At 69.7% G+C, this 20,915-nt stretch carries 21 protein-coding genes; 9 read left to right on the top strand and 12 right to left on the bottom strand.

All coding sequences use genetic code 11. The features are described from left to right. Nucleotides 1–184: 184 nt before the first annotated feature. The 4 genes from HCR68_RS09260 to HCR68_RS09245 all read left to right on the top strand — a co-directional run bounded on the left by HCR68_RS09260 (nt 185) and on the right by HCR68_RS09245 (nt 5,558). Nucleotides 185–775, top strand: a complete 591-nt coding sequence (locus HCR68_RS09260; RefSeq protein ID WP_208320557.1) for a glutathione S-transferase C-terminal domain-containing protein — start codon at nt 185–187, stop codon at nt 773–775. Nucleotides 776–932: 157 nt separating this feature from the next. Further along, nucleotides 933–2,447: an amidohydrolase family protein gene (locus HCR68_RS09255; protein WP_208320556.1), complete on the top strand. Its 1,515-nt coding sequence runs from the start codon at nt 933–935 to the stop codon at nt 2,445–2,447. Continuing rightward, complete coding sequence (locus HCR68_RS09250; RefSeq protein WP_167148806.1) at nt 2,444–4,297, top strand: DUF885 domain-containing protein; 1,854 nt, start codon at nt 2,444–2,446, stop codon at nt 4,295–4,297. The genes HCR68_RS09255 and HCR68_RS09250 overlap by 4 nt, the downstream gene beginning before the upstream one ends. A 214-nt stretch (nt 4,298–4,511) precedes the next feature. After that, nucleotides 4,512–5,558 carry an aldo/keto reductase gene (locus tag HCR68_RS09245; protein WP_167148805.1) on the top strand — a complete coding sequence of 349 codons (1,047 nt, stop codon included), beginning with the start codon at nt 4,512–4,514 and terminating at the stop codon, nt 5,556–5,558. Here the strand turns inward: HCR68_RS09245 and HCR68_RS09240 are convergent. Genes HCR68_RS09240 through HCR68_RS09230 form a run of 3 tightly spaced genes read right to left on the bottom strand, consistent with a single transcriptional unit; the run spans nt 5,547 to nt 8,845 of the window. Then, nucleotides 5,547–6,731: an ABC transporter permease gene (locus HCR68_RS09240; RefSeq protein WP_167148803.1), complete on the bottom strand. Its 1,185-nt coding sequence runs from the start codon at nt 6,729–6,731 to the stop codon at nt 5,547–5,549. The genes HCR68_RS09245 and HCR68_RS09240 overlap by 12 nt on opposite strands. Continuing rightward, nucleotides 6,718–7,860: an ABC transporter permease gene (locus tag HCR68_RS09235; protein WP_167148801.1), complete on the bottom strand. Its 1,143-nt coding sequence runs from the start codon at nt 7,858–7,860 to the stop codon at nt 6,718–6,720. The genes HCR68_RS09240 and HCR68_RS09235 overlap by 14 nt, the downstream gene beginning before the upstream one ends. Nucleotide 7,861: 1 nt before the next feature. Further along, a complete protein-coding gene (locus tag HCR68_RS09230) occupies nt 7,862–8,845 on the bottom strand; it encodes an ABC transporter ATP-binding protein (RefSeq protein WP_167148799.1) in 984 nt (327 codons plus the stop codon). 193 nt (nt 8,846–9,038) lie between these two features. Here HCR68_RS09230 and HCR68_RS09225 point away from each other — a divergent pair, with 193 nt between their 5' ends. Then, complete coding sequence (locus tag HCR68_RS09225; protein ID WP_243859028.1) at nt 9,039–10,175, top strand: histidine kinase; 1,137 nt, start codon at nt 9,039–9,041, stop codon at nt 10,173–10,175. Next, nucleotides 10,172–10,846, top strand: coding sequence for a response regulator transcription factor (locus tag HCR68_RS09220; RefSeq protein WP_167148796.1), 675 nt, complete (start codon nt 10,172–10,174; stop codon nt 10,844–10,846). Before HCR68_RS09225 ends, HCR68_RS09220 begins: the two co-directional genes overlap by 4 nt. A gap of 204 nt (nt 10,847–11,050) precedes the next feature. On the opposite strand, the gene HCR68_RS09215 is transcribed toward HCR68_RS09220, so the two are convergent. Then, complete coding sequence (locus HCR68_RS09215) at nt 11,051–11,923, bottom strand: alpha/beta hydrolase (RefSeq protein ID WP_167148794.1); 873 nt, start codon at nt 11,921–11,923, stop codon at nt 11,051–11,053. A gap of 284 nt (nt 11,924–12,207) precedes the next feature. Between HCR68_RS09215 and HCR68_RS09210 the strand changes: the two genes are divergently transcribed. Both HCR68_RS09210 and HCR68_RS09205 read left to right on the top strand, forming a co-directional pair. Further along, nucleotides 12,208–12,489 (top strand): type II toxin-antitoxin system RelB/DinJ family antitoxin, encoded by a 282-nt coding sequence (locus HCR68_RS09210; protein ID WP_126412955.1) that lies wholly within the window; start codon nt 12,208–12,210, stop codon nt 12,487–12,489. Further along, nucleotides 12,486–12,764 carry a type II toxin-antitoxin system YafQ family toxin gene (locus HCR68_RS09205; protein WP_347878325.1) on the top strand — a complete coding sequence of 93 codons (279 nt, stop codon included), beginning with the start codon at nt 12,486–12,488 and terminating at the stop codon, nt 12,762–12,764. Before HCR68_RS09210 ends, HCR68_RS09205 begins: the two co-directional genes overlap by 4 nt. Nucleotides 12,765–12,804: 40 nt before the next feature. Here HCR68_RS09205 and HCR68_RS09200 read toward each other — a convergent pair whose 3' ends face one another. From HCR68_RS09200 to HCR68_RS09165, 8 genes are all read right to left on the bottom strand, one after another. Further along, nucleotides 12,805–13,275, bottom strand: a complete 471-nt coding sequence (locus HCR68_RS09200) for an NAD(P)H-dependent oxidoreductase (protein WP_167148790.1) — start codon at nt 13,273–13,275, stop codon at nt 12,805–12,807. 99 nt (nt 13,276–13,374) lie between these two features. Further along, nucleotides 13,375–14,100 carry a prolyl oligopeptidase family serine peptidase gene (locus tag HCR68_RS09195; protein ID WP_208320555.1) on the bottom strand — a complete coding sequence of 242 codons (726 nt, stop codon included), beginning with the start codon at nt 14,098–14,100 and terminating at the stop codon, nt 13,375–13,377. A 13-nt stretch (nt 14,101–14,113) separates the two neighbouring features. Beyond that, on the bottom strand, nt 14,114–14,809 hold the full coding sequence (locus HCR68_RS09190; protein ID WP_167148788.1) for a flavodoxin: 696 nt from the start codon (nt 14,807–14,809) through the stop codon (nt 14,114–14,116). Between the two features lie 36 nt (nt 14,810–14,845). Continuing rightward, the gene (locus HCR68_RS09185; protein ID WP_167148786.1) at nt 14,846–15,589 is read right to left on the bottom strand and encodes an NAD(P)H-binding protein; all 744 of its coding nucleotides are present in this window, start codon (nt 15,587–15,589) and stop codon (nt 14,846–14,848) included. Between the two features lie 56 nt (nt 15,590–15,645). Beyond that, nucleotides 15,646–16,659: an alpha/beta hydrolase gene (locus HCR68_RS09180; protein ID WP_167148784.1), complete on the bottom strand. Its 1,014-nt coding sequence runs from the start codon at nt 16,657–16,659 to the stop codon at nt 15,646–15,648. A 12-nt stretch (nt 16,660–16,671) separates the two neighbouring features. Further along, a complete protein-coding gene (locus HCR68_RS09175; RefSeq protein WP_167148782.1) occupies nt 16,672–17,577 on the bottom strand; it encodes an alpha/beta hydrolase in 906 nt (301 codons plus the stop codon). A gap of 146 nt (nt 17,578–17,723) precedes the next feature. Beyond that, entirely contained in the window at nt 17,724–18,872 is a 1,149-nt protein-coding gene (locus HCR68_RS09170) for an alpha/beta fold hydrolase (RefSeq protein ID WP_208320554.1), read from the bottom strand. Nucleotides 18,873–19,008: 136 nt separating this feature from the next. Continuing rightward, the gene (locus tag HCR68_RS09165; RefSeq protein ID WP_167148780.1) at nt 19,009–19,887 is read right to left on the bottom strand and encodes an aldo/keto reductase; all 879 of its coding nucleotides are present in this window, start codon (nt 19,885–19,887) and stop codon (nt 19,009–19,011) included. Between the two features lie 124 nt (nt 19,888–20,011). On the opposite strand from HCR68_RS09165, the gene HCR68_RS09160 reads away from it, so the two are divergent. Next, a complete protein-coding gene (locus tag HCR68_RS09160; RefSeq protein ID WP_167148778.1) occupies nt 20,012–20,863 on the top strand; it encodes a LysR family transcriptional regulator in 852 nt (283 codons plus the stop codon). Nucleotides 20,864–20,915: the final 52 nt, after the last annotated feature.

Here is a 20,915-nt window from a genome sequence, read left to right as displayed (position 1 = left end):
CCTCACGCACGACCTGGGCCTTGAACTCCTCTGAGTATTTCGCTGCTGGCATGGTCTCCATCCTATCGACTCACGGGAAGAAAAACTCCCCCTGTCCGAGAAACACCACGCACTCCAGTTGTCCTATGAGTGGGCTACGGCGTGGCGGTCGTTGCATGGGGTGGGGGCCCCGGATCTGTATCCGGTGGGTCTGCGTGATGAGATTGATGCGTTGAATCAGCAGTTGTTCGATGATGTGAATAATGGTCCGTACAAGGTGTTGTTCGCTGGTTCTCTGGGGGCTGCCCGGGTGGCGAAGGGGGTGTGGGAGGCCAGGCTTGCGGAGCTGGACTTCCGGTTGGCTTCTCGTCGGTATCTGTTCGGGGAGCGGTTGACGGACTCCGATGTGCGGTTGTTCGTCACGTTGGCGTCGTTCGATCAGGGTTATCGTCCGTCGTTCCCGGCTGAGCTGGGTGCGGCGGCGCGGATCACTGACTTCCCGAATCTGTGGGCCTACGCCCGCGACCTGCACGCCACCCCCGGATTCGCCACCGAACGCGAGGACCGCGCCAACGGGATCCTGCCGCGCAAGGACGGCACCTGGCGCAGCGCCTTCGGTGAGCCCGGGGACGGCAAACCGGTCGACGGCAATCCCACCGAGCGCTGGAACGCGCCCGCGAACCGCGAGCACCTGGGTGGCTCGCCCCTGTTCTCCGGGCCCGGTGGAGCCGGCAGCTGGGAGCAGCTGCGCGGCTGGACCGAGGCCCGACGAGCCGGCCGGCTCAGTGGGCTCTGAGGTCCTTCGGGCCACTCGTCCCGAGAGAGGACGGGCGAGGATCTGGGACAGTATCTGTGGCAACCTGTGACAGCGTTGTCTGAGACACCGCCCGAGATACGGGAACCGCCCGCCCGGCCGAGCCCGCCGCATCCCGACCGCCGACCAAGGACCCGCCATGACCGATCAGCCCGCTGAACCCACTGCGCCCGATTCGCCCACCGTGTCCACCCGGGCCGGGGGCGCCGCAGGCTGGACCACCCCTCCTACCGACGGCGGTGAGCGCCTCGACGGGTGCTCGGCCGCCCTGGTGAGTGCCGACCGGGTCCTCACCGGCCGGCGCGGCCAGGCCGAGGGCAGTCTTGAGACCATCGGCATCCAGTCCGGCATCCAGTCCGACATCCACAGCGAGGCGGAGGCGGCCGAGGCGCGTGCGGCCGGCCGGGGCGGGGCCGTTCTCCTGCGAGGACGGGACATCCTGGCCGTCGGAACCTCGGTCGAGCTCGAAGGGCGCCTGGGCGAGCTCCTCCCCGACGTCGACCCCCGAGAGATCAGGCGAGTGGACCTGCCGGGGACCACCCTCATGCCCGGGCTCATCGAGACCCATGACCACCTGCCCACCTCCGACACCGACGTCGAGTACCCCGACTACGGGCCGCACGAGGTCGCCCGCCTGACCCTCAACGCCGCTCGTGCCGCGCGCGAGCTGCTCAGCGAGGGCGTCACCGGCGTCCAGTCCCTCGGGGCGCGCCACTACGTCGACGTCGCCCTGCGCGACGCCGTCGACGCCGGAGAGCTGCGCGGGCCACGGATCATCGCCTCCGGGCCGCAGATCACCACCACCGGTGGGCACGCCCACCACGCCGGCGGGGCCGCCGACTCCCTGGACGAGATCCGCCACCAGGTTCGCCACCACCACCTCATGGGGGCCGACACGATCAAGGTGATGGCCACCGGCGGTTTCATGACCGGAGGCTCCGCGCCCTGGTTCGCCCAGTTCACCACCGAGGAGCTGCGGGTCCTGTTCGACGAGGCCCACCGTCTGGGCAGGTGGACGGCTGCTCACGCCCACGGCACCCAGGGCATCGAGCGGGCCGTGCGTGCCGGGGTGGACTACATCGCTCACGCCTCCTTCGTCTCGGCGGCCGGGCGCACCGAGTTCGACCCCCACTTGGCCGACGAGATGGCGCGTGCAGGCGTCTACGTCGACTGCACGATCGTCGCCGGCCTGCCCGGCATCATCGCGGCCGACCCCGCCTTCGCCCCGCCCGCCCGCCGGCTGTGGGAGCACGGGGTGCGGATCGTCGCCGGCCACGACGCCGGCATCCCCGCCTCCCCGCAGCGCGCCTACGTCGGTGGGCTGAGGGCCCTGGAGGCCGTGGGACTGCCCCGCACCGAGGTGCTGCTGGCCGCCACCTCCCGGGCCGCCGCCGCCATCGGACGTGCCGGCGTCACCGGGGTGCTGGCCCCCGGCTTCGAGGCCGACCTCATTGCCGTCGCCGGGGACCCGCGCGAGGACCTGACTGTCCTGCACGACCTGCGCCTGGTGGTCGCCCGCGGCCGCGAGTTCCGCCCCGACCGGGTCGAGGGCCTGGCCGCCTCCGAGCCACCCGCCGAGGAGGCCGGGCCCGCCGCGACCCTGGCCGAGTGGCGCGAGCGCAGCGCCCGGGCCGCCCGCCACCCGGAGGTGTGAGCGTGCACGCCCGGGAGATCCGGGAAATCGGGGACGCCTGGGGGCCGGTGCGCACCCGACTGATCGACCTGGCCGATGACTACGCCCGGCTCCTGGCCGCGCAGGATCCCGTCGCAGCGGAGGCCACCGGCCTGCCCAGCCGCGTGCTCCTGTCAGAGACCGGCCCCGAGGCGCTGGCCGAGCGCAGCATCGTCGAGCGCAGGCTGCGCCGCCTCGTCCACGACGTCGAGCCGCCCGGGCCTGCGAGTGCACCCGGAGCCAGGGGCGACGACGTCGGAGACGATGACGAGGGCAACGCTGCTCCCCGGACCAGCGGCTCTCGGGATGGTGATCCGTGGGCCACAGCGCCCCGGGCGGTGCGGGTCCTGCGCGCCCACCTGCTCGACCGCCTGGAGACCTCCATCGAGCTCATCGACTCCGGTGACCAGGGCGCCGAGCTCAACATCCTCACCTCGCCCCTCCAGCGCGTGCGTCGCCTGCTCGCCGCCCTGCCCACCGAGCCTCCCGGCCCCGGCTCGGCCAGGCCGGACTGGGCGGGCCTGGCCGCCAGGTACCGCGCCGCGCCCCGAGCCCTTGCGGGCATTCGCGACTCCCTGGCGGCCAGTGCCGCCCGGGGCGTCACGCCTCCCCGCGGCCAGGTCGAGGCCGTCGCCCGGCAGACCGACGAGCTGGCGCGCCTCATGACCTCCCGAGCCCGCGGCGACCTGGGCGGCGATCTCGCTGCGCCGGAGGGCGCCCTGGCACGAGACCTCCAGGTCGCCGCCGACGACGCCGCCCGGGCGGCAGCCGACCTGGGTGTCTACCTGCGCGGTGAGCTGGCCCGGCTCACCTCACCGCGCGAGGGCGTGGGGCCGCAGCGCCACGCCCGCTGGGTGCGCCGTATGCTCGGCACCTCCTTCGACGCCGCCGAGGTCTACCAGTGGGCGCGCCAGGAGCTGGCCGACGTCGTCGCCGCCCAGGACGCCCTGGCCACCGAGGTCCTGGGTCCCGGCGCCCGGGCCGCCGACCTCGACGCCCACCTGCGCACCGATCCCACCACCGGGATGAGCCCCGAGGACTTCCCGCGCTGGGCCAAGGACGTGGCTGACGAGGCGTGGGACGCCGTCGTCGGGCGCCTGCTCGACGTGCCCGATGCCCTGGGGCGCCCGGAGGTCCTGCTCGATGCTCCCGGCGGCGGCGTCCACTACGAGGAGCCCGACCCCGGCCGCGGCCTTCCCGGCAGGGTCCTGCGCTCCTTCGCCGTCGGAGACGAGACGGTCTGGCCCTGGGCGGAGCGCACCACGGTCCTGCACGAGTCGGTTCCCGGGCATCACGCCCACTCCGGCGCGCAGAGCCTCGATGCCTCCCTGAGCCTGTGGCAGCGGCACCTGGGGAAGGTCCCCGGATGCAACGAGGGCTGGGCCCTGTACGCGGAGAGGCTCGCGCTCGAGACCGGGCTGCTGAGCGGGCCGGCCGACCGCTTCGGCTGGCTCGCGGCGAGGCGCTGGCGGATCGTGAGGATCCTGGTCGACCTCGGCGTCCACTCCTGGCTTCCGGTACCGGATGAGATAGCCTCCCTGCCCGGTGCCGGCGGCAGCGCGCAGTGGGACCGGACCACGGTCGAGGCGGCGCTGCGCGCCCACACCGTCCTGGGGGAGGGCTTCATCCGGTTCGAGGTGGACAAGCAGCTGGGCTGGCCGGCTCAGGGCCTGTCCTACGTGCTCGGCGAGCGGGTCTGGCTGGAGGGGCGGGTCCGGGCCCGGCGTCGGGCCCGGGCGGCGGGGGAGGAGCTCGACCTGCGGGCCTTCCACAACCGCGGCATCGGCCTGGGCAGCGTGGGCCTGGACCTCCTGGCCGCCGAGCTCGCGTGAACCGTCTCCCGGATCAGGGCCCTCGCGGGACCTGCCGGGGCCTGGCAGAACCACCCAGGGCCGGGATCGTGCGGAGCAGGCCGTGGTAGCGTCGAAAACGAGCGCCCGGTGAGACCGATCCGCTTCTATCGTCTTCCACGGGCCTCCACGAGGCGCGGACACAGGACTGTCGTCGCCGTCGGCAGTAGGGAGCCGCTCGATCCTGAAAGGACAGATGATGCAGTACACCCAGCTCGGCACCACGGACATCACCATCCCCCGGCTGTGCATCGGAGGGATGAGCTTCGGGAAGGTCTTCCCGGACTTCCACCAGTGGGTCATCGACCAGGAGACCACCCAGGCCGTCATCGCCCGTGCCCTGGAGCTGGGCGTCAACTTCATCGACACCGCCAACGTCTACGCCTACGGCACGAGCGAGGAGTTCATCGGGACCTCGTTGAAGAACCTCGGTGTCAGGCGCGAGGACGTGGTGCTGGCCTCCAAGGTCTACTTCAACGAGGGGCACCTGTCGCGCGCGGCCATCGAGCGTGAGATCGACGGGACCCTCAAGCGCCTGGGTACCGACTACCTCGACCTCTACATCATCCACCGCTTCGACTACGACACCCCCGTCGAGGAGACCATGGAGGCCCTCGACTCCCTCGTGCGCTCCGGGAAGGTGCGGGCCCTGGGGGCATCGGCCATGTACGCCTATCAGCTGCACAACATGCAGGCGGTGGCCGACGCCCACGGCTGGACCCGGTTCGCCTCCATGCAGAACCACTACAACCTGCTCTACCGCGAGGACGAGCGGGAGATGATCCCCGTGTGCCGCCAGTACGGCATGTCACTGACCCCCTACAGCCCGCTGGCCTCCGGGCACCTGACGCGCCCCACCTGGGACTCCGACTCGGTGCGCTCCACCACCGACGCCACCATGCGTGGCAAGTACGACCGTGAGCGGGAGACCGACATGCCCATCATCGAGCGTGTCGCCTCTCTCGCCGAGCGCCACGGGGTGGCCATGTCCGACGTCGCCCTGGCCTGGCTGTGGGCCAAGGGCGTGGCCGCCCCCATCGTCGGCTGCTCACGTCCGAGCCGAGTCGACGACGCCGTGCGGGCCCTTGACCTGAGACTCACCGAGGAGGAGGTCGCCTTCCTCGAGGAGCCTTACCGGGCCCATGAGCTCGTGGGCCCGCTGGCCCGCCCCGGTGAGGGGGCGCTGCCCGGCTCGACGACCGATCGGGTGACGTCGGCCGGGCAGGACGCCTCACAGCGATGACCGCGCCCGGGTGCGGCCCACGGCCATGGCGATGGCGAAGATCGCGACGGCGAACAGGGCGCAGATCCCGCAGTTGACGAGCAGGGGGCCGATGACGTCGGCGGACATCGAGGTGGCGGTGTAGGCCCCGGAGATCGCCTGGTCCGCCCAGTACCCGGGCGTGAGCCTGGCGACCTGGGCGACGGCGTCGGGCAGCCACTCGGTGGGGACCCAGGCTCCGGCCAGGAAGGACAGCGCCATGCCGCCGATATTGGCGATGGCGTTGGCCGCGTGCTGGCCCAGGCCGATCTGCCCCATGAGGAATCCCACCGAGACCGCCACGAGCATGTAGGCGCCCAGGGCCGCCCCGACCACCCCCAGGAGCGGGGCCGAGGTCGCCACGGCGTCGGCCCCGAAGGCCGCGACCCCCAGACCGAGGATCCACAGCCACCCGACGGCGCCGACGATGAGGCACGCGCCCAGCAGCCCGAGGTTCCGGGTCCGGCCACTGACCGGGGCGGCGTCGAGGCGGGAGCGGACCGCGCGGCGCCCCAGCGACGTCATGAGCGTCGAGATGGTCACGACCGCGAAGGCCAGGAGCGGGTAGAAGGAGAACCTGGCGTAGACGACGAGGCGGTGCGGCAGGGGAGTCGTGTCCTGGGCGATCCGCTCGGCCGCGGTGGAGTGGTCCATCGTGTCCTTGGCCAGGGCGACGGCGCGCGCCGGGTCGTCTGTGAGTGTCGACAGGTAGTCGGCCACCTGCCCCGTGTAGGAGCTGGTGCGCACGTCCATCAGCGCCCCCGAGGCCGACTCGTAGCTGATGACCGTGTCCATCCGGGGAGGCTCGGTGCCCTGACGTGCGGCCTGCTGAAGGTCCTGCCCGTAGCCGGAGGGAATGATGAGGACGTAGTTGATGCGGTTCTGCGCGGTGGCGTCCTGAATGGCCTGCCTGGAGTCCTCAAGCGGCTGAACCTTGCCGACGGACTCGACGTAGTCCCGGATTCCGTGGGAGACCGCGGAGTCGTCGCGGTCGATGACGGCCACGCTGGCCGTGGCCCTCGTGACCTGGCCGGAGTAGTCCTCGGAGCGGGCCACCCCGGTCAGCAGACCGAACAGGGACATCACCACCAGGTAGATGAGGACGTAGGCCCGGTGGGCGGCCACGATTCTCAGACACGTCTTAAAGGTGCTCATGGTTCATCCTCCGGGCACGGATCAGGGCAATGGTCAGGAACAGGCAGGTCATGCCCAGCAGGGCCGCGCAGCTGCGGGCGAAGGGGGTCAGGGAGTCGTAGTAGAGCAGCCCGTAGAAGCAGCGGGCCGCCTGCCACAGGGGGTTGGCCTGCGCCAGCAGCGGGACGTTGTGCTCCACACTGGTGGCCAGCGACTGGGCCGCGGGCCCGTACAGGCCGGTGAACAGTGACAGCAGGGAGGTGATCCCCGAGACCATCCCGACGTTCACTCTCCCGAGGGTCCCCAGTGCGGCGCCTGCGGCGCTGGACATGAGGCTGCACACCCCGATCGCCACCAGGCACAGGAGTACGTGAGGGCCGAAGTCCACGCCCACCACCGTGGCCATGAAGACGAAGGCGACGAGCAGGCAACCCAGGACACTCACCCAGGAGGCCGCGAGCGTGGCTGTGAGGACCTTCCACCGCGGCAGGCCGGCCATGGTCTGGCGCGCCCCCAGGTGCGAGGTGGCCATGATGCCCTGCACGGCGACCAGCGCGACGGTCGTCCCCATGCCGCAGGCGAAGGCCAGCAGCGAGAAGTAGTACTGCGTCTCGGGCTTGACCGGGGTCGGCGTCACTGAGATCGAGCGGGTGAAGGAGCGGTCGGCCTGGAGTGCGGCCACCTGCTCCGGCGGCGTCCCGGCCTCGAGGATCGCCTCGTGCTCGGCCCGGGCCTGGGTGTAGGAGTCCATGACCACCCGCAGGACCCGGGTCGTCTCGGCCTCGTTGCCCTTCTGGGTCACGTGCAGGACGGGCTCGCCGTCCTCGACGGCCAGGTAGCCGTTGGTGTCTCCCCGCTTCGCGGCGGCCGCGGCCTCGGAGGCGGTGGGGTGGGTGACCTTGGTGATGAGGTGGGGATCGGCGTCGTCGGCGGAGATCTGCTCGACGACGGCGTCCAGCCCGGGTGCCGTCCGGTAGGCCTCGTCCTGGACGATGCCGAAGCTCATGGGGGTGGCCTCGTAGGCCTTGTCCAGGTTGGAGAACATCGCCATGAAGATGAGGGACAGGACGACCGGGAAGCCGAGGGTCCACACGAGCAGGACCCGGTCGCGCAGGAGCCTGAGCACCTGGTAGGAGAAGACGGTCAGCATCTCAGGCCGCCTCGTCGCGCAGGGCCCGCCCGGTGATCTCCAGGAAGACGTCGTTGAGGGTCGGGGGCTCTGAGGTCACCCGGCCGCAGGTCGCCCCCGCCTCGTCCAGCGCCCGCATGACGTCGGAGAGGTTGTGCGAGCCGGAGGAGCACTCGACGGTGACCTCTCCCTCCCGATAGGTCGCCGTGCGCACGTGCTCCAGGCGCCGCAGCGTCTCCAGCGCCTCCTCTCCCAGGGGGACGGGGTCGACGATCCCGACCCGGATGCGCTCACCGGTTCCGATCATGGCCTTGAGCTCATCGGAGGTGCCGGAGGCGACCTGCCGGCCGGAGTCCATGATGACGATCCGGTCGCACAGCTGCTCCACCTCCTCCATGTAGTGGCTCGTGTAGATGACGGTGGCGCCCCGCTCGTTGAGGCGCTTGATGCCGTCGAGGATGGCGCTCCGGCTCTGCGGGTCGACGGCGACCGTGGGCTCGTCCAGGATGATGAGGTCAGGGCCGTGGGCGATCCCGCAGGCGATGTTGAGGCGGCGCAGCAGGCCTCCGGAGAGCTTTTTTGGCTTGAACCTCACGAATTTCTCCAGGCCCACGAAGGCGATCGCCTCGGCCACCAGGCGACGCCGCTCGGCGCGGTCACGCACATAGAGGGCGCAGAAGGCGTTGACGTTCTCCGCCACGGTCAGCTCATCGAAGACGGCCACGTCCTGGGGTACCACGCCGATGCGGCGCTTGAGCCCGTAGGCGGTGGGCGTCATCGGCTCACCGAAGACGCGGATCGAGCCCTTGTCATAGGTGAGCAGCTGGAGGATGCAGCTGATCGTCGTCGTCTTGCCCGAGCCGTTGGGGCCGAGCAGCCCCAGCACCTGCCCGCGCGGGATCCTCAGGGACAGGCCGTCGACCGCGACCAGCTCCCCGTAGCGCTTGACCAGGGACTCGACCTCGACGGCCTGGCCGGTGTCCCCGTCCTTGTCCTTGACTTCCATCTCGGCTCCTCTTCTCCTCCACCGGTGTCTGCCGGCTCATGACTCCCATGCTCCTGCGGGAGCAGCCGGCTCAGAAGTGCCCGCTGTCATGACCTGGGCGGGCAGCCATGACTTCTGTCATGAGATTCGCGAGCGGGGTCACCGAAGCTGCTTGCCGGCTCCATGCGCTGCGGCGATCGTCGATAATCGAGGTGTGAAGGTCCTGGTCGACAAAGGCGTGATCCTGTGCGGCTGCCTCCTGCTGGCCCTGCTCATCGGGGAGGCGGACGCGGCCGGCGTGGTCTGGCTGCTCGCGGCCGTGACCGCCGGCGGGCTGAGTACGCTCGCCGATCAGCACCGCTGGGTCGTCGCCGTCCCGGCCGCCTACCTCCTGCTGGGCATCCTCACGACGGCCTCCGTGCCCGGGGCGCCATTGGTCGCCTACGACCTGTCCCGCCTCGCCGTCGTCGGGTCCCGGAGAGAACGGATGGTGGCGGCCATCGGCTGCCTCCCGTTCGTGGTTGTCGTGGCCCGGCAGGTTCCGGGCACTCCCGTGTTGGCCCTCGCCCTGGTCGTCTGCGCGCTCGCGGTTCTCCTGGCGCTGCGCACCACCCAGGAGGAGGAGACGCGCAGGAGCCTGCACACCGTGCGAGACGACCTGCGTGAGAAGGTCCTGACCCTGCAGGACACGAACGCCCGGCTGCTCCAGGCCCAGGACCACGAGCTGCGCGCCGCCGCCCTGTCCGAGCGCACCAGGATCGCCCGGGAGATCCACGACGGCGTCGGGCACCTGCTCACCCGCCTCCTGCTGCAGGTCAAGGCCCTGCAGGTCACCCACCGGGGCGAGCCGGGCGTCGTCGACGACCTGGCTGTTCTCGATGAGGGGCTCGACGAGGCCCTGGACTCCATGCGCCGATCCGTCCACGCCCTGTCCGATGAGGGCGAGGAGCTGGCCACCTCCCTCAACCTGCTGGGCTCGCGCTGCGGTATCGCCGCCGTGAGCGTCGAGTGCTCCACCGACGTCGAGCCGCCGCCGGCGGTGGCTCGCTGCGTCGTCGCCGTGGTGCGCGAGGCCCTCACCAACGCCGCCCGCCACGGCGGGGCCCACTCGGCCCGCGTGGCGGTCACCGACTACCCTGCGTTCTGGCAGGTCGCGGTCGACAATGACGGCATCGTCCCCGCCGAGGGCGAGCCGGCCGTCGATGGTGGTGGGAGCTCGGGCCTGGGCCTGCGCTCCATGACCGAGCGGGTCGAGGCGCTGGGCGGCCGGGTCCGGATCACCCCGCGGCCACGGTTCACGGTCTTCGCCACGATCCCCAGGAACCAGGCAGACAGGGAAGGAACATCATGAAGGTCCTCATCGTCGACGACGACGCCCTCGTCGCCCAGTCCCTGTCCACGATCCTGTCGGTCGAGGACGACGTCGACGTCGTCGGCCTGGGAGGATCGGGGCCGGAGGCCGTCGAGCGGTACCGGGAGCTGGCCCCCGACATCCTCCTCATGGACATCCAAATGCCCGGCGGCGACGGGCTCAGCGCGGCCGAGCGGATCCTGGCCGAGGACGCAGGAGCGCGCATCGTCTTCCTCACCACCTTCTCCGACGACGAGTACATCGTGCGCGCCCTCAAGATGGGGTCGCGCGGCTACCTCATCAAGCAGGACGTCGCCCAGGTGGCCCCGGCGTTGCGCTCGGTCATGGCCGGGGTGTGCGTGCTGGAGGGGGAGGTGCTTGAGCGCAGCGCCACCATGGGGCTGAGTGCGCGGTCGGGTCAGCAGAGTCAGGCGCAGCCGGGCGGGAGCCGCGAGGACCTGCGGGGCACGGTCTTCGCGGCCCTGACCGACCGTGAGTACGAGGTGGTCGAGGCCGTGGCCGAGGGCCTGGACAACGCCGAGGCGGCGGCGCGGCTGTTCATGAGCGAGGGCACGGTGCGCAACCACATCAGCTCGATCCTGGCCAAGCTGGGCCTGCGCAACCGCACCCAGGTCGCGGTCATGTACTACCGCTCCGCCCAGACCGGGTAGAGAGGGGCCGGCTGCGCCTATCGAGGACTGCGTTATCCGTCCGGGACGTACTTCTCTCGCAGATGACTGGGACCAGACCCCAGTCATCTGCGGGAAAACGCAGTCCTCGGAGAAGGTCGCAGTCCCCGATATGCGCGTGGCAGCCCCGAGTTGACGTGACTTCTTAGGACCCGACGACGGACCTTGTAGGACAGTCCGTGATCGTCACAGGTTCTCGGCGAAGAAGGGGCCGATGACCTCGAAGGCCTTGGAGACGTAAGGGGCCAGGTCGTACATGTCGAAGTGGCCCGCCTCGCCGATGACGTGCATCTGCTTGTTCTGCCCCGGTACGGCCTCGAAGACCTCAGTGGAGGCCTCACGGTTCCAGGCGTTCTCGCCGGTGACGACGAGGTAGGGCTTGGTCATGCCCTTCATGATCTCGGGGACGTTGTAGGAGACCAGTTCGAGTTGGCTCCAGGCGACGACGTCGTTGCTCCAGCGAGGGTGGGTGCCGCGGGTGGAGTAGTAGTAGGCGGCGCCCTCCTCGAAGGCGCGCGGCATGAAGTTGAGGTGCTCCAGCTCGCCCTCGCCCTTCTCGTAGGCGGTCTTGGCGGCCCGCACCTCCTCCTCGGGCCTGAAGAAGCCGGCCATCGCCGAGGTCGAGATGTCGGAGATCGCGGGAACGATCGCGGTGATCGCCTTCAGTCGCGGCTCCTTGACGCCCGCGACGGACATGTAGGAGCCGGAGCCGCAGATGCCCAGGCCGCCGATGCGCTCGTCGTCGACGAAGGGAAGGGACTGGAGGAAGTCGACTGCTCCCTCGATGTCGGTCTCCTTGACGTCGGGCAGCTCCAGCTGACGCGGCGTGCCCTCGCTCTGGCCGAAGTAGGAACCGTCGAAGACGAGGGTCACGTAGCCGAGCTCGGTCAGGCGCTCGGCGTAGATGCTCTGCGCCTGCTCCTTGACCGAGAGCATCGGCCCGGTGACGACGACGGCCGGGTAGTTCCGGCTGAGGTCGAAGTCGCTGGGCAGGCGGAGCAGCCCCGCCAGGCGCAGGTCCAGGTCCTTGTTGGTGAAAACGACCTTCTGAGTGTCCATGCTGGTCTCCCTGGTCTCCGTTTCCTCGGGGTTACAGTCAATCAAATGACGATCCGTCACTTGTTGATGAGTTGAAATTACGTGACGGAACAGAACCACGGCTACCTGTGCCCCGAGGTTGCTGGCATTCCCCTGCCCAAGAGGGTTGACAGGAGAGCTCGTGGAGTTCGTTGAGACGTACCTGACCGGCGTCGCTCGGCGCTTCCCGCGGCGCCTATCCGCCGCCGAGTTGTGTCTCAGTGTGATACTTCGTGTTACCCTCGCCGTGGAGGGAGGAGGACACGATGTCGACTGCTATGGAGAATCTCAACGTCAAGATCGACGCCGAGGACAAGCGTCTGTTCGTTGAGCTCGCTCATCGGATGGGGACGACCCCCTCCAACGCCGTACGTATGTTCGTGCGTGCGTTCAATGACTTCCAGGGCTTCCCCTTCGACACCTCTCGCCCTTACGGCATGAGTGCTGAGGCGCGCCGTGCCTACGAGGAGGCTGACGCGGCTATCGCCGCAGGTACCGCCAAGCGCTATCGCAGTGTTGCTGACCTGCGCAAAGACCTGGATCTGTGATGCTCGAGATCGTCCTCTCGAACAAGTGCAAGAAGGACCTTAAGCGAGCGAAGAAGCGTGGTCTTGACCTGAATGAGTTCTTCGCCGTCGTTGAGATGCTCCAGCGCCAGGAGACGTTGCCCGCCCGCTACCGTGACCATGCGCTCACGGCGGATCGGATCGGATTGAGGGACTGCCATATCCGGCCCGACTGGGTGCTGATCTACGAGGTTCGAGAGGCAGAGCTCGTGCTGCTCCTGGTGGAGACCGGAAGTCATTTCGATCTTCGACTGTGACCGGTGCCGACGGCGGACCTTGTAGGGCAGCCCGCGATCGTCACAGGTTCTCGGCGAAGAAGGGCCCGACGATTCGCTGGCGCAGGGCCGGGATGCCGCGGGCGCCGTCGGCGATGCCGAGCAGCGGCATCCGGTACAGGTCAGTGAGTCGCTCGATCGTCGTGTGCATGACCTCGGTGACGGCCCTTCCGGGCCCTGAGCCCTGGAAGAAGAAGGCCAGGGGAGTGCCGGCGATCCGCTCGGCGGGCTCGTCGTTCATCCGCTCGATGAGGGTCTTGAGGGTGCCGGTCATGCCGTGCCAGTAGACGGGGGTGCCCCATACGAGCACGTCCGCCGCGCACATGCGCTCCCAGACCCGGGGCCACTGGTCCCCGGGCAGCGATGAGCCGCGAGCGTGGATGGCGTAGTCGATGAGGTGGAGCGTCTCGTAACCGGTGCCTTCAAGCAGCCTCTCCGCCATGGCGGTCGTGTTGCCGTCGCGCTTGGAGGAGGCGTTGACGAACAGCAGCATGTCAGTCCTTTCAACGTGGCCGGCCCAAGAGTAGCCGCCTGCCCCGGTCAACGAGTTCGGCCGCTGCTCGTGTCTGGGACGCGGTCTCCATGAGCACGGTCAGCGGTTGAAGAGCCAGGCCATGACCTCCCGGTCCCGGGCGAACAGGGTGTTGCCGGCGCCGTGCTGGTCGGAGGCGCCGCGCTGGGAGAAGTAGGAGCCCGGCTTGACGTCGAGCACCGCCAGCCGCGCCGTCTCATCCGTACTGACACCCCGTGCCTCATAGAGCGAGACCAGCTGGCGGTGGCTGGCCCGGTCGGGCTCGGCGCCGTAGTACTCGTCGTTCTCTCCCACCACGAGGCGCACGGGCAGCCGCGCATCGGCCACGGCCGCCAGGTCGCCGTCCCACCGGGAGGCGCAGTGCAGCACCGCGCAGAACAGGTCGGGTCGCGTGGCCGCCGCGAGTGAGGCCGTCTCGCCGCCCCCTGAGTACCCCTCGAGGAACACGTGGGTGCGGTCGATCGAGTACGCCCCCAGCAGGTACTCGACGAGCGCGATGGTCTGGTCCGCCGAGGTCTGTCCCCAGTCGCTGAGCTGCGGCGCCACGATGATCATGTCGTCGCGGTACGCCGGAGCCTCGAAGGCGAAGTCCTCGGTCTGCAGGTTGACGCCCACGCCCTGGAAGTAGAGCCCCTGCCACCCGGGCAGGGTGACGAACAGCGCGTGAGGTCTGGACGCGTCGTAGCCGGACGGAACGCTCAGGTGGAAGTGGATGTCTCCGTGTGCCGAGGAGTGCAGCACGTTGTCCATCGTGAACCCGCGGTAGGTCTGCGTCCCCTGAGTCACCGTGTCCTGGGAGTCAGGGGCGAAACTGCCTCGCCCACTGGGCGACCTCCTCAGTGCTCACGTTCTCCTCGAAACGTATGCCCTCCTGCCACGTTCCGGAGCCGCCGGCCATCTCAGCCAGCTCGGTGCCGCTGCTGCTGAGCGGCGAGGACAGCGACGTGCAGAAAGGAATGACGGTCTTTCCGGTGAAGTCGTTCTGGCGGGCGAAGTCCGTCATCGCCCAGGAGGCGCTCTGCCACCAGATGGGGTAACCGACGAACACCGTGTCGTAGCTCGAGAAGTCGGCCGGTGCGTTGGACGCGAGCTGGGTGGAGCGCTGGTCGGGATTCTCGTACTCGGTGACGACGCGACTCGAGCTGTCCCTCCAGTTGAGGTCGTCCTGGCTGAAGGGGTTGGCCGGCTCGATCACGAAGGTGCTGGCGCCGAGCTCGCCGGCGATGGTCTCGGCGACGGTCTTCGTGTGTCCCTGCGCCGAGTAGTAGGCGACCAGGACGCTGCTCCCCGAGGGCAGGGGCGAGGCGCTGCTCGACGACGAGGCTGCTGGCGCCGAGCCACTGGCGGCACTTGAGCCGGCGGAGGACGAGGATGAGCGTCCGCAGGCGGCGAGCAGGGCTCCTGACGCCGCGGTGGCCAGCACCCCGGCTCCGGTCAGGAAGGTTCTGCGGCTTGCGGAGGCGCCGACGGCGCGGGGCGTGTGTGCTGTTGTCATGACTGCTTTCTCAATCGTGTTTCTCAATTGTGGTGGTCAGGCGCCGAAGCGGGCGATATCGCTTTGAACCCGCGCCGGCTCGTCGGTGAGGGGGACGAGGACCCGGTCGAGGGCGCCGCGGCCGGTCTCGGTGTCCGGTCGGGTGCCGGCGAGGAGCGCCTCGAAGTCCGTGACCGGTTCACCGGCGCGCGAGAAGACCTCGACGGTGCGGTGCTCGCCCGAGGGGTTGAGCGCTCCCTCGATGAGCACCTGGGCGATGTGGCGCCGGTCCACGCCGGGCCTGCCCTCGACGAGGTCGCCCTGACGCAGATCGATTTGGGTGTCCTGCGGCCCCTGGTAGTCGAACCAGCCGGGACGCACGATCGTGTAGGGGTGGCCGCCGGCGCGCACCAGGCGCTCGGCGCGGCGCTTCCAGTCCCAGGACTCACCCGACGGGCGCGAGATGTACATGGAGGTCATGAAGCTGATGTGAACCTCCGGCCGGCCCTCCAGCGCCTCCAGCAGGGCAGGGACGACGGCGTAGAAGTTGTTCTCCAGATCGTCGTCGCCTCCTCCAGTGAAGATAACGGCGTCGACGCCCTCCACCGCCCTGGCCAGGGAGGCGGCGTCGGTGGGGGAGGCCTCGACGACCTCCGTGCCGGCGGGCAGCACGGCTGCGGCGCGGGAGGCGTTGCGGGACTGGGCGCGGACGCTCAGGCCGCGGGCCAGGGCCTCCTCGACGACGACGCGGCCGACCTGGCCGGTGGCACCGATGACGAGGGCGGTGCGGGGCTTGGACATGGGGTTTCCTCTCGTGAGTTGTGTGGACCTGCTGCGGGGTTTGGGGCGGTCGGTGGTCAGGTGGTCGCGAGGACCTCCTGCATGAACGCGTCGTACTCCTCGATCCAGCCTCCCTCGGCGCCGAATCCGTGCGGCCAGCCGTCGAGCACCCGGGCGCGCAGGGTGTCGCCGCGGCCCGCCAGGAGCTCGACCTGCGCCTCGAACTGGTCGTAGAAGGGGTCCTTCGTGCCGTAGCAGTAGTAGGTCGGCACGACTCCGGTCAGGCGGTCCGGGTTGAGCTCCGCCACGGACAGGCGACCGTAGAAGGAGTAGATCATCGCCGTCGCGGCGGCGTCGGCACTGGTCGCGTCGAGCTCGTCGGGCACGTAGCCGGCGTCGAGGACGGAGGGTGAGACGGTGCCAGACCAGTTGAGGATCGTCTCGCCGCACAGGATCCCGCCGGCGGAGTAGCCGCCCAGCGCGATGGCGTCCTGGCTGGGAAGACCGTAGTCGGCCGCGTGAGCGCGCACGAAGCGGATCGCCCGGGCCAGGTCGCACCCGGCCTCGGCCTGCGTGGAGGGCCGCACCCGGTAGTCGACGACGAAGCAGTGGTAGCCGCGGGCGGTCAGCTGCTCCGCCGTCGGGTAGCAGTCGGAGTTGTCCCCGCGCAGGGCGAAGGCCCCGCCCGCGCACAGCAGCACGGCGCCCTTGACGGCGTTGCCCCCTGTGGCGGGGACGCTGGTGACCGTGGGGCGGAAGCCGGCCGGGTCGTAGCCGCTGCCGCTGGGAGCCGTGGTGGCCGGGACCCTGCCGTCCTCCCACAGGAAGAGGCACTGCCTGCGGCCGGGATCAACCTTCGCGGTGAGGACCGTGCCCTCCGCCGTGGCCGGATTCGGGCTCACGTGGCCCAGGTCGACTCCGCTGAAGCCGGGGGTGGGGTTCCCCCTGACGTAGTCGCGTACCCCGCCCAGGTCCGCGCTGGCGGAGGAGCCGGCGGCCCTGGTGCCTGCGCGCCCGCAGGAGCTCAGGACCTGGGCCGCGGCCAGGGCGGTCAGTCCCCGGCCGAGTGCTCGTCGCGTCATTGTTCTCATCCGTCCTTCCTCTCAGCCCGCGGGTGTGCGGGCCTCGACCTGCGCGCGCCAGAAGGCGGCGGCGCCCTCGATCCACCCCTCGGAGACCGTCCCGGTACCGAGCCCGAAACCGTGGGGAAGGCCCTCGTAGGAGTGGAACTCCGACGCCGTCCCCGCGGCCGCGATGGCGTCGGTGCGCGCCTGCATGGTGCGCCAGGGCGCGATCGTGTCGGCCGTGCCCACGCAGGCGTAGGTGGGCGGCTCACTCCCGGTGACCTCGCTCAGACCCGTGTACTGCATGACGACGGCGCCCGCGCGGGGCACGTCGTCGCCCCCGAACCGGGTGGGGCCGTAGGAGCCGAGGGCAGCGGCCAGGCGCGCTCCCGCTGATCCTCCCCACAGCGAGTAGCCGGTCGGGTCCACGCCGAGCTCGGCGGCGCGGGAGTGGATGAAGGAGACGGCGCGAGCCAGGTCCTGGCAGCCGAGCCGGAAGTCGGGGCGGTACTGCAACGTGAAGGCCGTGTACCCGTGACGGGCCAGCCACAGGGCGTGCGGCATCGAGTCGTGGATGGAGCCCACGTAGGCGAAGCCGCCGCCCGCGCAGCACACCGCGACGCGGGGGAGCCGGCCGTCGGCGAGGCCCTGAGCCGGGAAGACGAACAGCCCGGTGTCCCTCAGGGTGGGGTCGGCGGCCTTTTCCGCCTCGGTGTAGATGTCGTGGAAGACCGTCTTGCCGGCTCGACGGCGCGAGAGCACGTCGTTCACGACGTCGACCGTGGCCCCGACGTCCACGTGGGAGTACCACGTGAGCAGCTTTCCGGCGTCGGCCAGCGTGTCTCCCCGCCCGGGCGGGCGGTGGGTGATGGGGAACAGGAAGCGGCCGTAGTCCTCCAGAAGAGGATCGTCGACGACGTCGGCGATGAGGGTGCTGCCGTCCACTGCTGCTTCACCTCCTGGGGATCGTGAGCCTGGTTCGTTCCTGGTCCGCCGGCCGGGCGCCGGCGAGCAGCCCGAGGCCAGTGCCGCCCCGGCGCTCGCCACAGCGGCGCCCGCCGCGACGCACAGGCCTCGCCTGCTCAGCATCCTCAGGACAGGCCCTTCGTCTTGAGCCAGGAGTGGATGTGCTCGGCCACCTCGTCGGAGTTGCGGTCCTGGAACATGAAGTGGTCGTTGCCGTGGATGCCCGCCTCCGGCAGGACGATGACCTCGCAGTCGCCCCCGTGGGCGTTGACGACGCGCTCGAACTCGCGGGCGATCTTGAGGTTGGCGCGCCAGAACTGGTTGGCGGGCAGGTCCTCGGCCGCGCCCTCGGCGGGGATGAAGTCCCCGTAGTAGATGCGGATCGGGAACGTGGTGAGGGCCTCGAACTGCTCGAGCGGTACGGCGGTGCCTCCCGCAGGACCCGGGTAGTCGGTCACGATGGGCTCGGGGTTCTCGCCCTCGGGGAAGAGGAAGCTGCCGGGTTCGATCGCGACCACCGACTCGGTGTTCGTGCTCCGGGCGGCGATGTACCAGCCGGGGATGCCGCCCTGCGAGTGGGTGACGAGGGTGGAGGGGCCGGCCTTCTCCATGACGGCGACGAGCGCAGCGGTGATGACCTCGACGTCGAACTCGCCCGTGTCCGGCGTCATCTGACGGAAGAACTGATCCATCGAGGCCTCGTCGGTGGGGATCTGGACGCCCTCGTTGAACTCGGGCCAGCGCCCCATGCGGAACTGGGTGAACCAGTTGAGATCGTCGGGCGTCGCCGAGATCTGCGCCGGCACGGAGGACTGGCCGGCCTGCCCGCGGCGCGGCTGGTCAACCAGGTAGACGCCGTAGCCGCGGCGCAGAAAGAAGTCCGACCAGCCCTCGCGCCCGTCGGGGGTGGACTGCCAGCCGGCGAAGGACTGGCCGTAGCCGTGCAGGAAGACCACGTTGTGCTTGTTGGCCTCCTGGGGCAGCTGGTAGAAGACGTGGGCGTGGTCCGAGTGGCGGGTCTGCCCGGCCTCGGCCATCTGCCCGCGAACGGGGTCGAAGGTGCCCGGGGCCGTCTGGACGGTGCCGCCGGCCTGGAAGGTGCCCTGCCGGCTGATGCAGATGGGCTTGGCGCCGTTCGGGGAACCGGTCTTCGAGTTGGACGGGTTGGCCGAGGGGGAGCTCTGGGCGGCGGAGGCGGTGCTCATGCCCAGGGCCTGCACTGCGGCGAGGGCCCCAAGACCCTGTCCGAGTGCGCGTCGCGTCATAGGACTCATGCGTATGTTCCTCTCAGTGTCAGGGGATGGAGGTGCCGGCCGGTCGCGGTCAGGGCGTGGTGCCCTGTTACCGCCCGGTTACTCGTCGTCGGACACCGACTCGTACGGCGCCACTCGGCGATGAGGGCCTGGCCGCTCAGTACAGGGTTCCGCCGTTCAGCTGGGCGTTCTTGACGTAGTCGCGCAGCAGCCACATGACGGTCTTGGGGTCGTAGTGGTCGAAGATGCGCGGCAGGCTGCCGTCGTCGAGGGCGGTGAAGGTGGCCAGGTCCTGCGCGCTCAGCTCGAAGTCGAAGACGTCGAAGTTCTCCTCCATGCGCTCGCGGCGCACCGACTTGGGGATGACCACGACGCCCTTCTGCATCAGCGCCCGCAGGATCACCTGTCCGGGCTTCTTGCCGTACTTCTCGCCGATCTCGGTCAGGACCGGGTTGGCGAAGATGTTGTTCTGCCCCTCGGCGAAGGGCGCCCAGGCCTCGTGGACGACGCCGAGCTCGGCCATCACCTCGTGGGCGGCGTCCTGCTGACGGAAGGGGTGCGTCTCGATCTGGTTGACCGCCGGCGGCACCTCGGCGAGCAGGGCGACGTCGATGAGACGCTCGGGGTAGAAGTTGGACACCCCGATGGCGCGCAGCTTGCCGGCCCGGTAGGCCTCCTCCATGGCGCGGTAGGCGCCGGGGTAGTCGCCCATGGCCTGGTGCAGGAGCATGAGGTCGATGTAGTCGGTGCCCAGCTTGCGCAGCGACTCGTCGATGGAGGCGGTGGCCCGCTCGTAGCTCATGCTGGCCACCCAGATCTTGGAGGTGATGAAGACGTCCTCGCGCGGCAGGCCGCTGGCGCGCACCCCGGCGCCGACGCCCTCCTCGTTGCCGTAGGCCTGGGCGGTGTCGATGAGTCGGTAGCCGACCTCGAGGGCCTGGGTCACGCAGCGCTCGGTCTCATCGGGCGGGGTCTGAAAGACGCCGTATCCGAGCATCGGCATCTCGACGCCGTTGTTGAGGGTCTGGTAGAGCATGGGGCTTCCTCCCGGTCTCTTCTGTCGTGTGCTGTCTTGTGCATCAGTCTTCACCGTGTTTCCATGTCTGTAAAATGCAGATGTCGGAACTACTGATGCACTAGGCGCATCAAGGGGAGGGAATGTGGAGCTGGAGCAGCTCAGACAGCTCGAAGCGATCGAGCGTGAGGGAACCATGAGCGCCGCGGCCAGGGAGCTGCACCTCTCTCAGCCGGCCCTTTCCCGCTCACTGGGAAGGCTGGAGAGCGAGCTCGGCCAGCCGCTCTTCGACCGGATGGGGCGCCGCCTCGTCCTCAACGAGGCCGGTCGCGTGGCGCTGGAGCACGTCCATCAGATTCTCCGGACCGAGAGGGCCATGCGTGAGGCACTGGGCGACGTCGCCCGCCGAACCCGTGCCCTGCGCGTGGGCACTGTCGCCCCGGCGCCGCTGTGGCGCCTGACCGCCCTCATGACGGAGCGGTTTCCCGGACAGGTGTTGACCTCTCAGATGCTTGCTGACTCCGAGGTGGAGACCGGGGTCGTCAACGGCGATCTCGACCTGGGTATCAGCCTGCGGCCGCTCGCGCTGCCGATGGTGCGTTCGAGCCGGCTCATGGTGGAGAACCTCTCCGTGGTGCTGCCGTCCGGGCACGCGCTCGCGGGGCGGCAGAGCCTGAACGCCGCCGAGCTCGACGGCGAGACCTTCCTGATCCTGAAGGACATCGGCTTCTGGCGGCAGGTGTGCGACCGGTGCTTCCCGCACTCGGAGCTCGTGGTGCAGGAGGATCCGGGAGTCTTCAAGGAGCTGACGCGCAGCTCATCGCTGTCCTACTTCGTCACAGACGCACCCTCCTTCGCCGACTTCTCGTCGTCGTTGTCGGACCGGGCGGTTGTGCCGATCCGCGACACCGTGGCGCACGTGACCTTCTACCTGCTGGTGCGCTCCGGAGGCCGGCAGGAGGCCATCGATCTCTTCGACTGGGCGAGTGGCCGGTGAGTGGTGGGGCTGCCCGGAGGCAGTCCTGGGTAGTGGTGCGTCGTCGTCGGCC

Origin of the sequence: Actinomyces sp. ZJ308, assembly GCF_011752065.1 — a bacterium.
Classification (GTDB): Bacteria; Actinomycetota; Actinomycetes; order Actinomycetales; family Actinomycetaceae; genus Actinomyces.
This window is presented reverse-complemented; position numbering and strand designations above follow the sequence as displayed.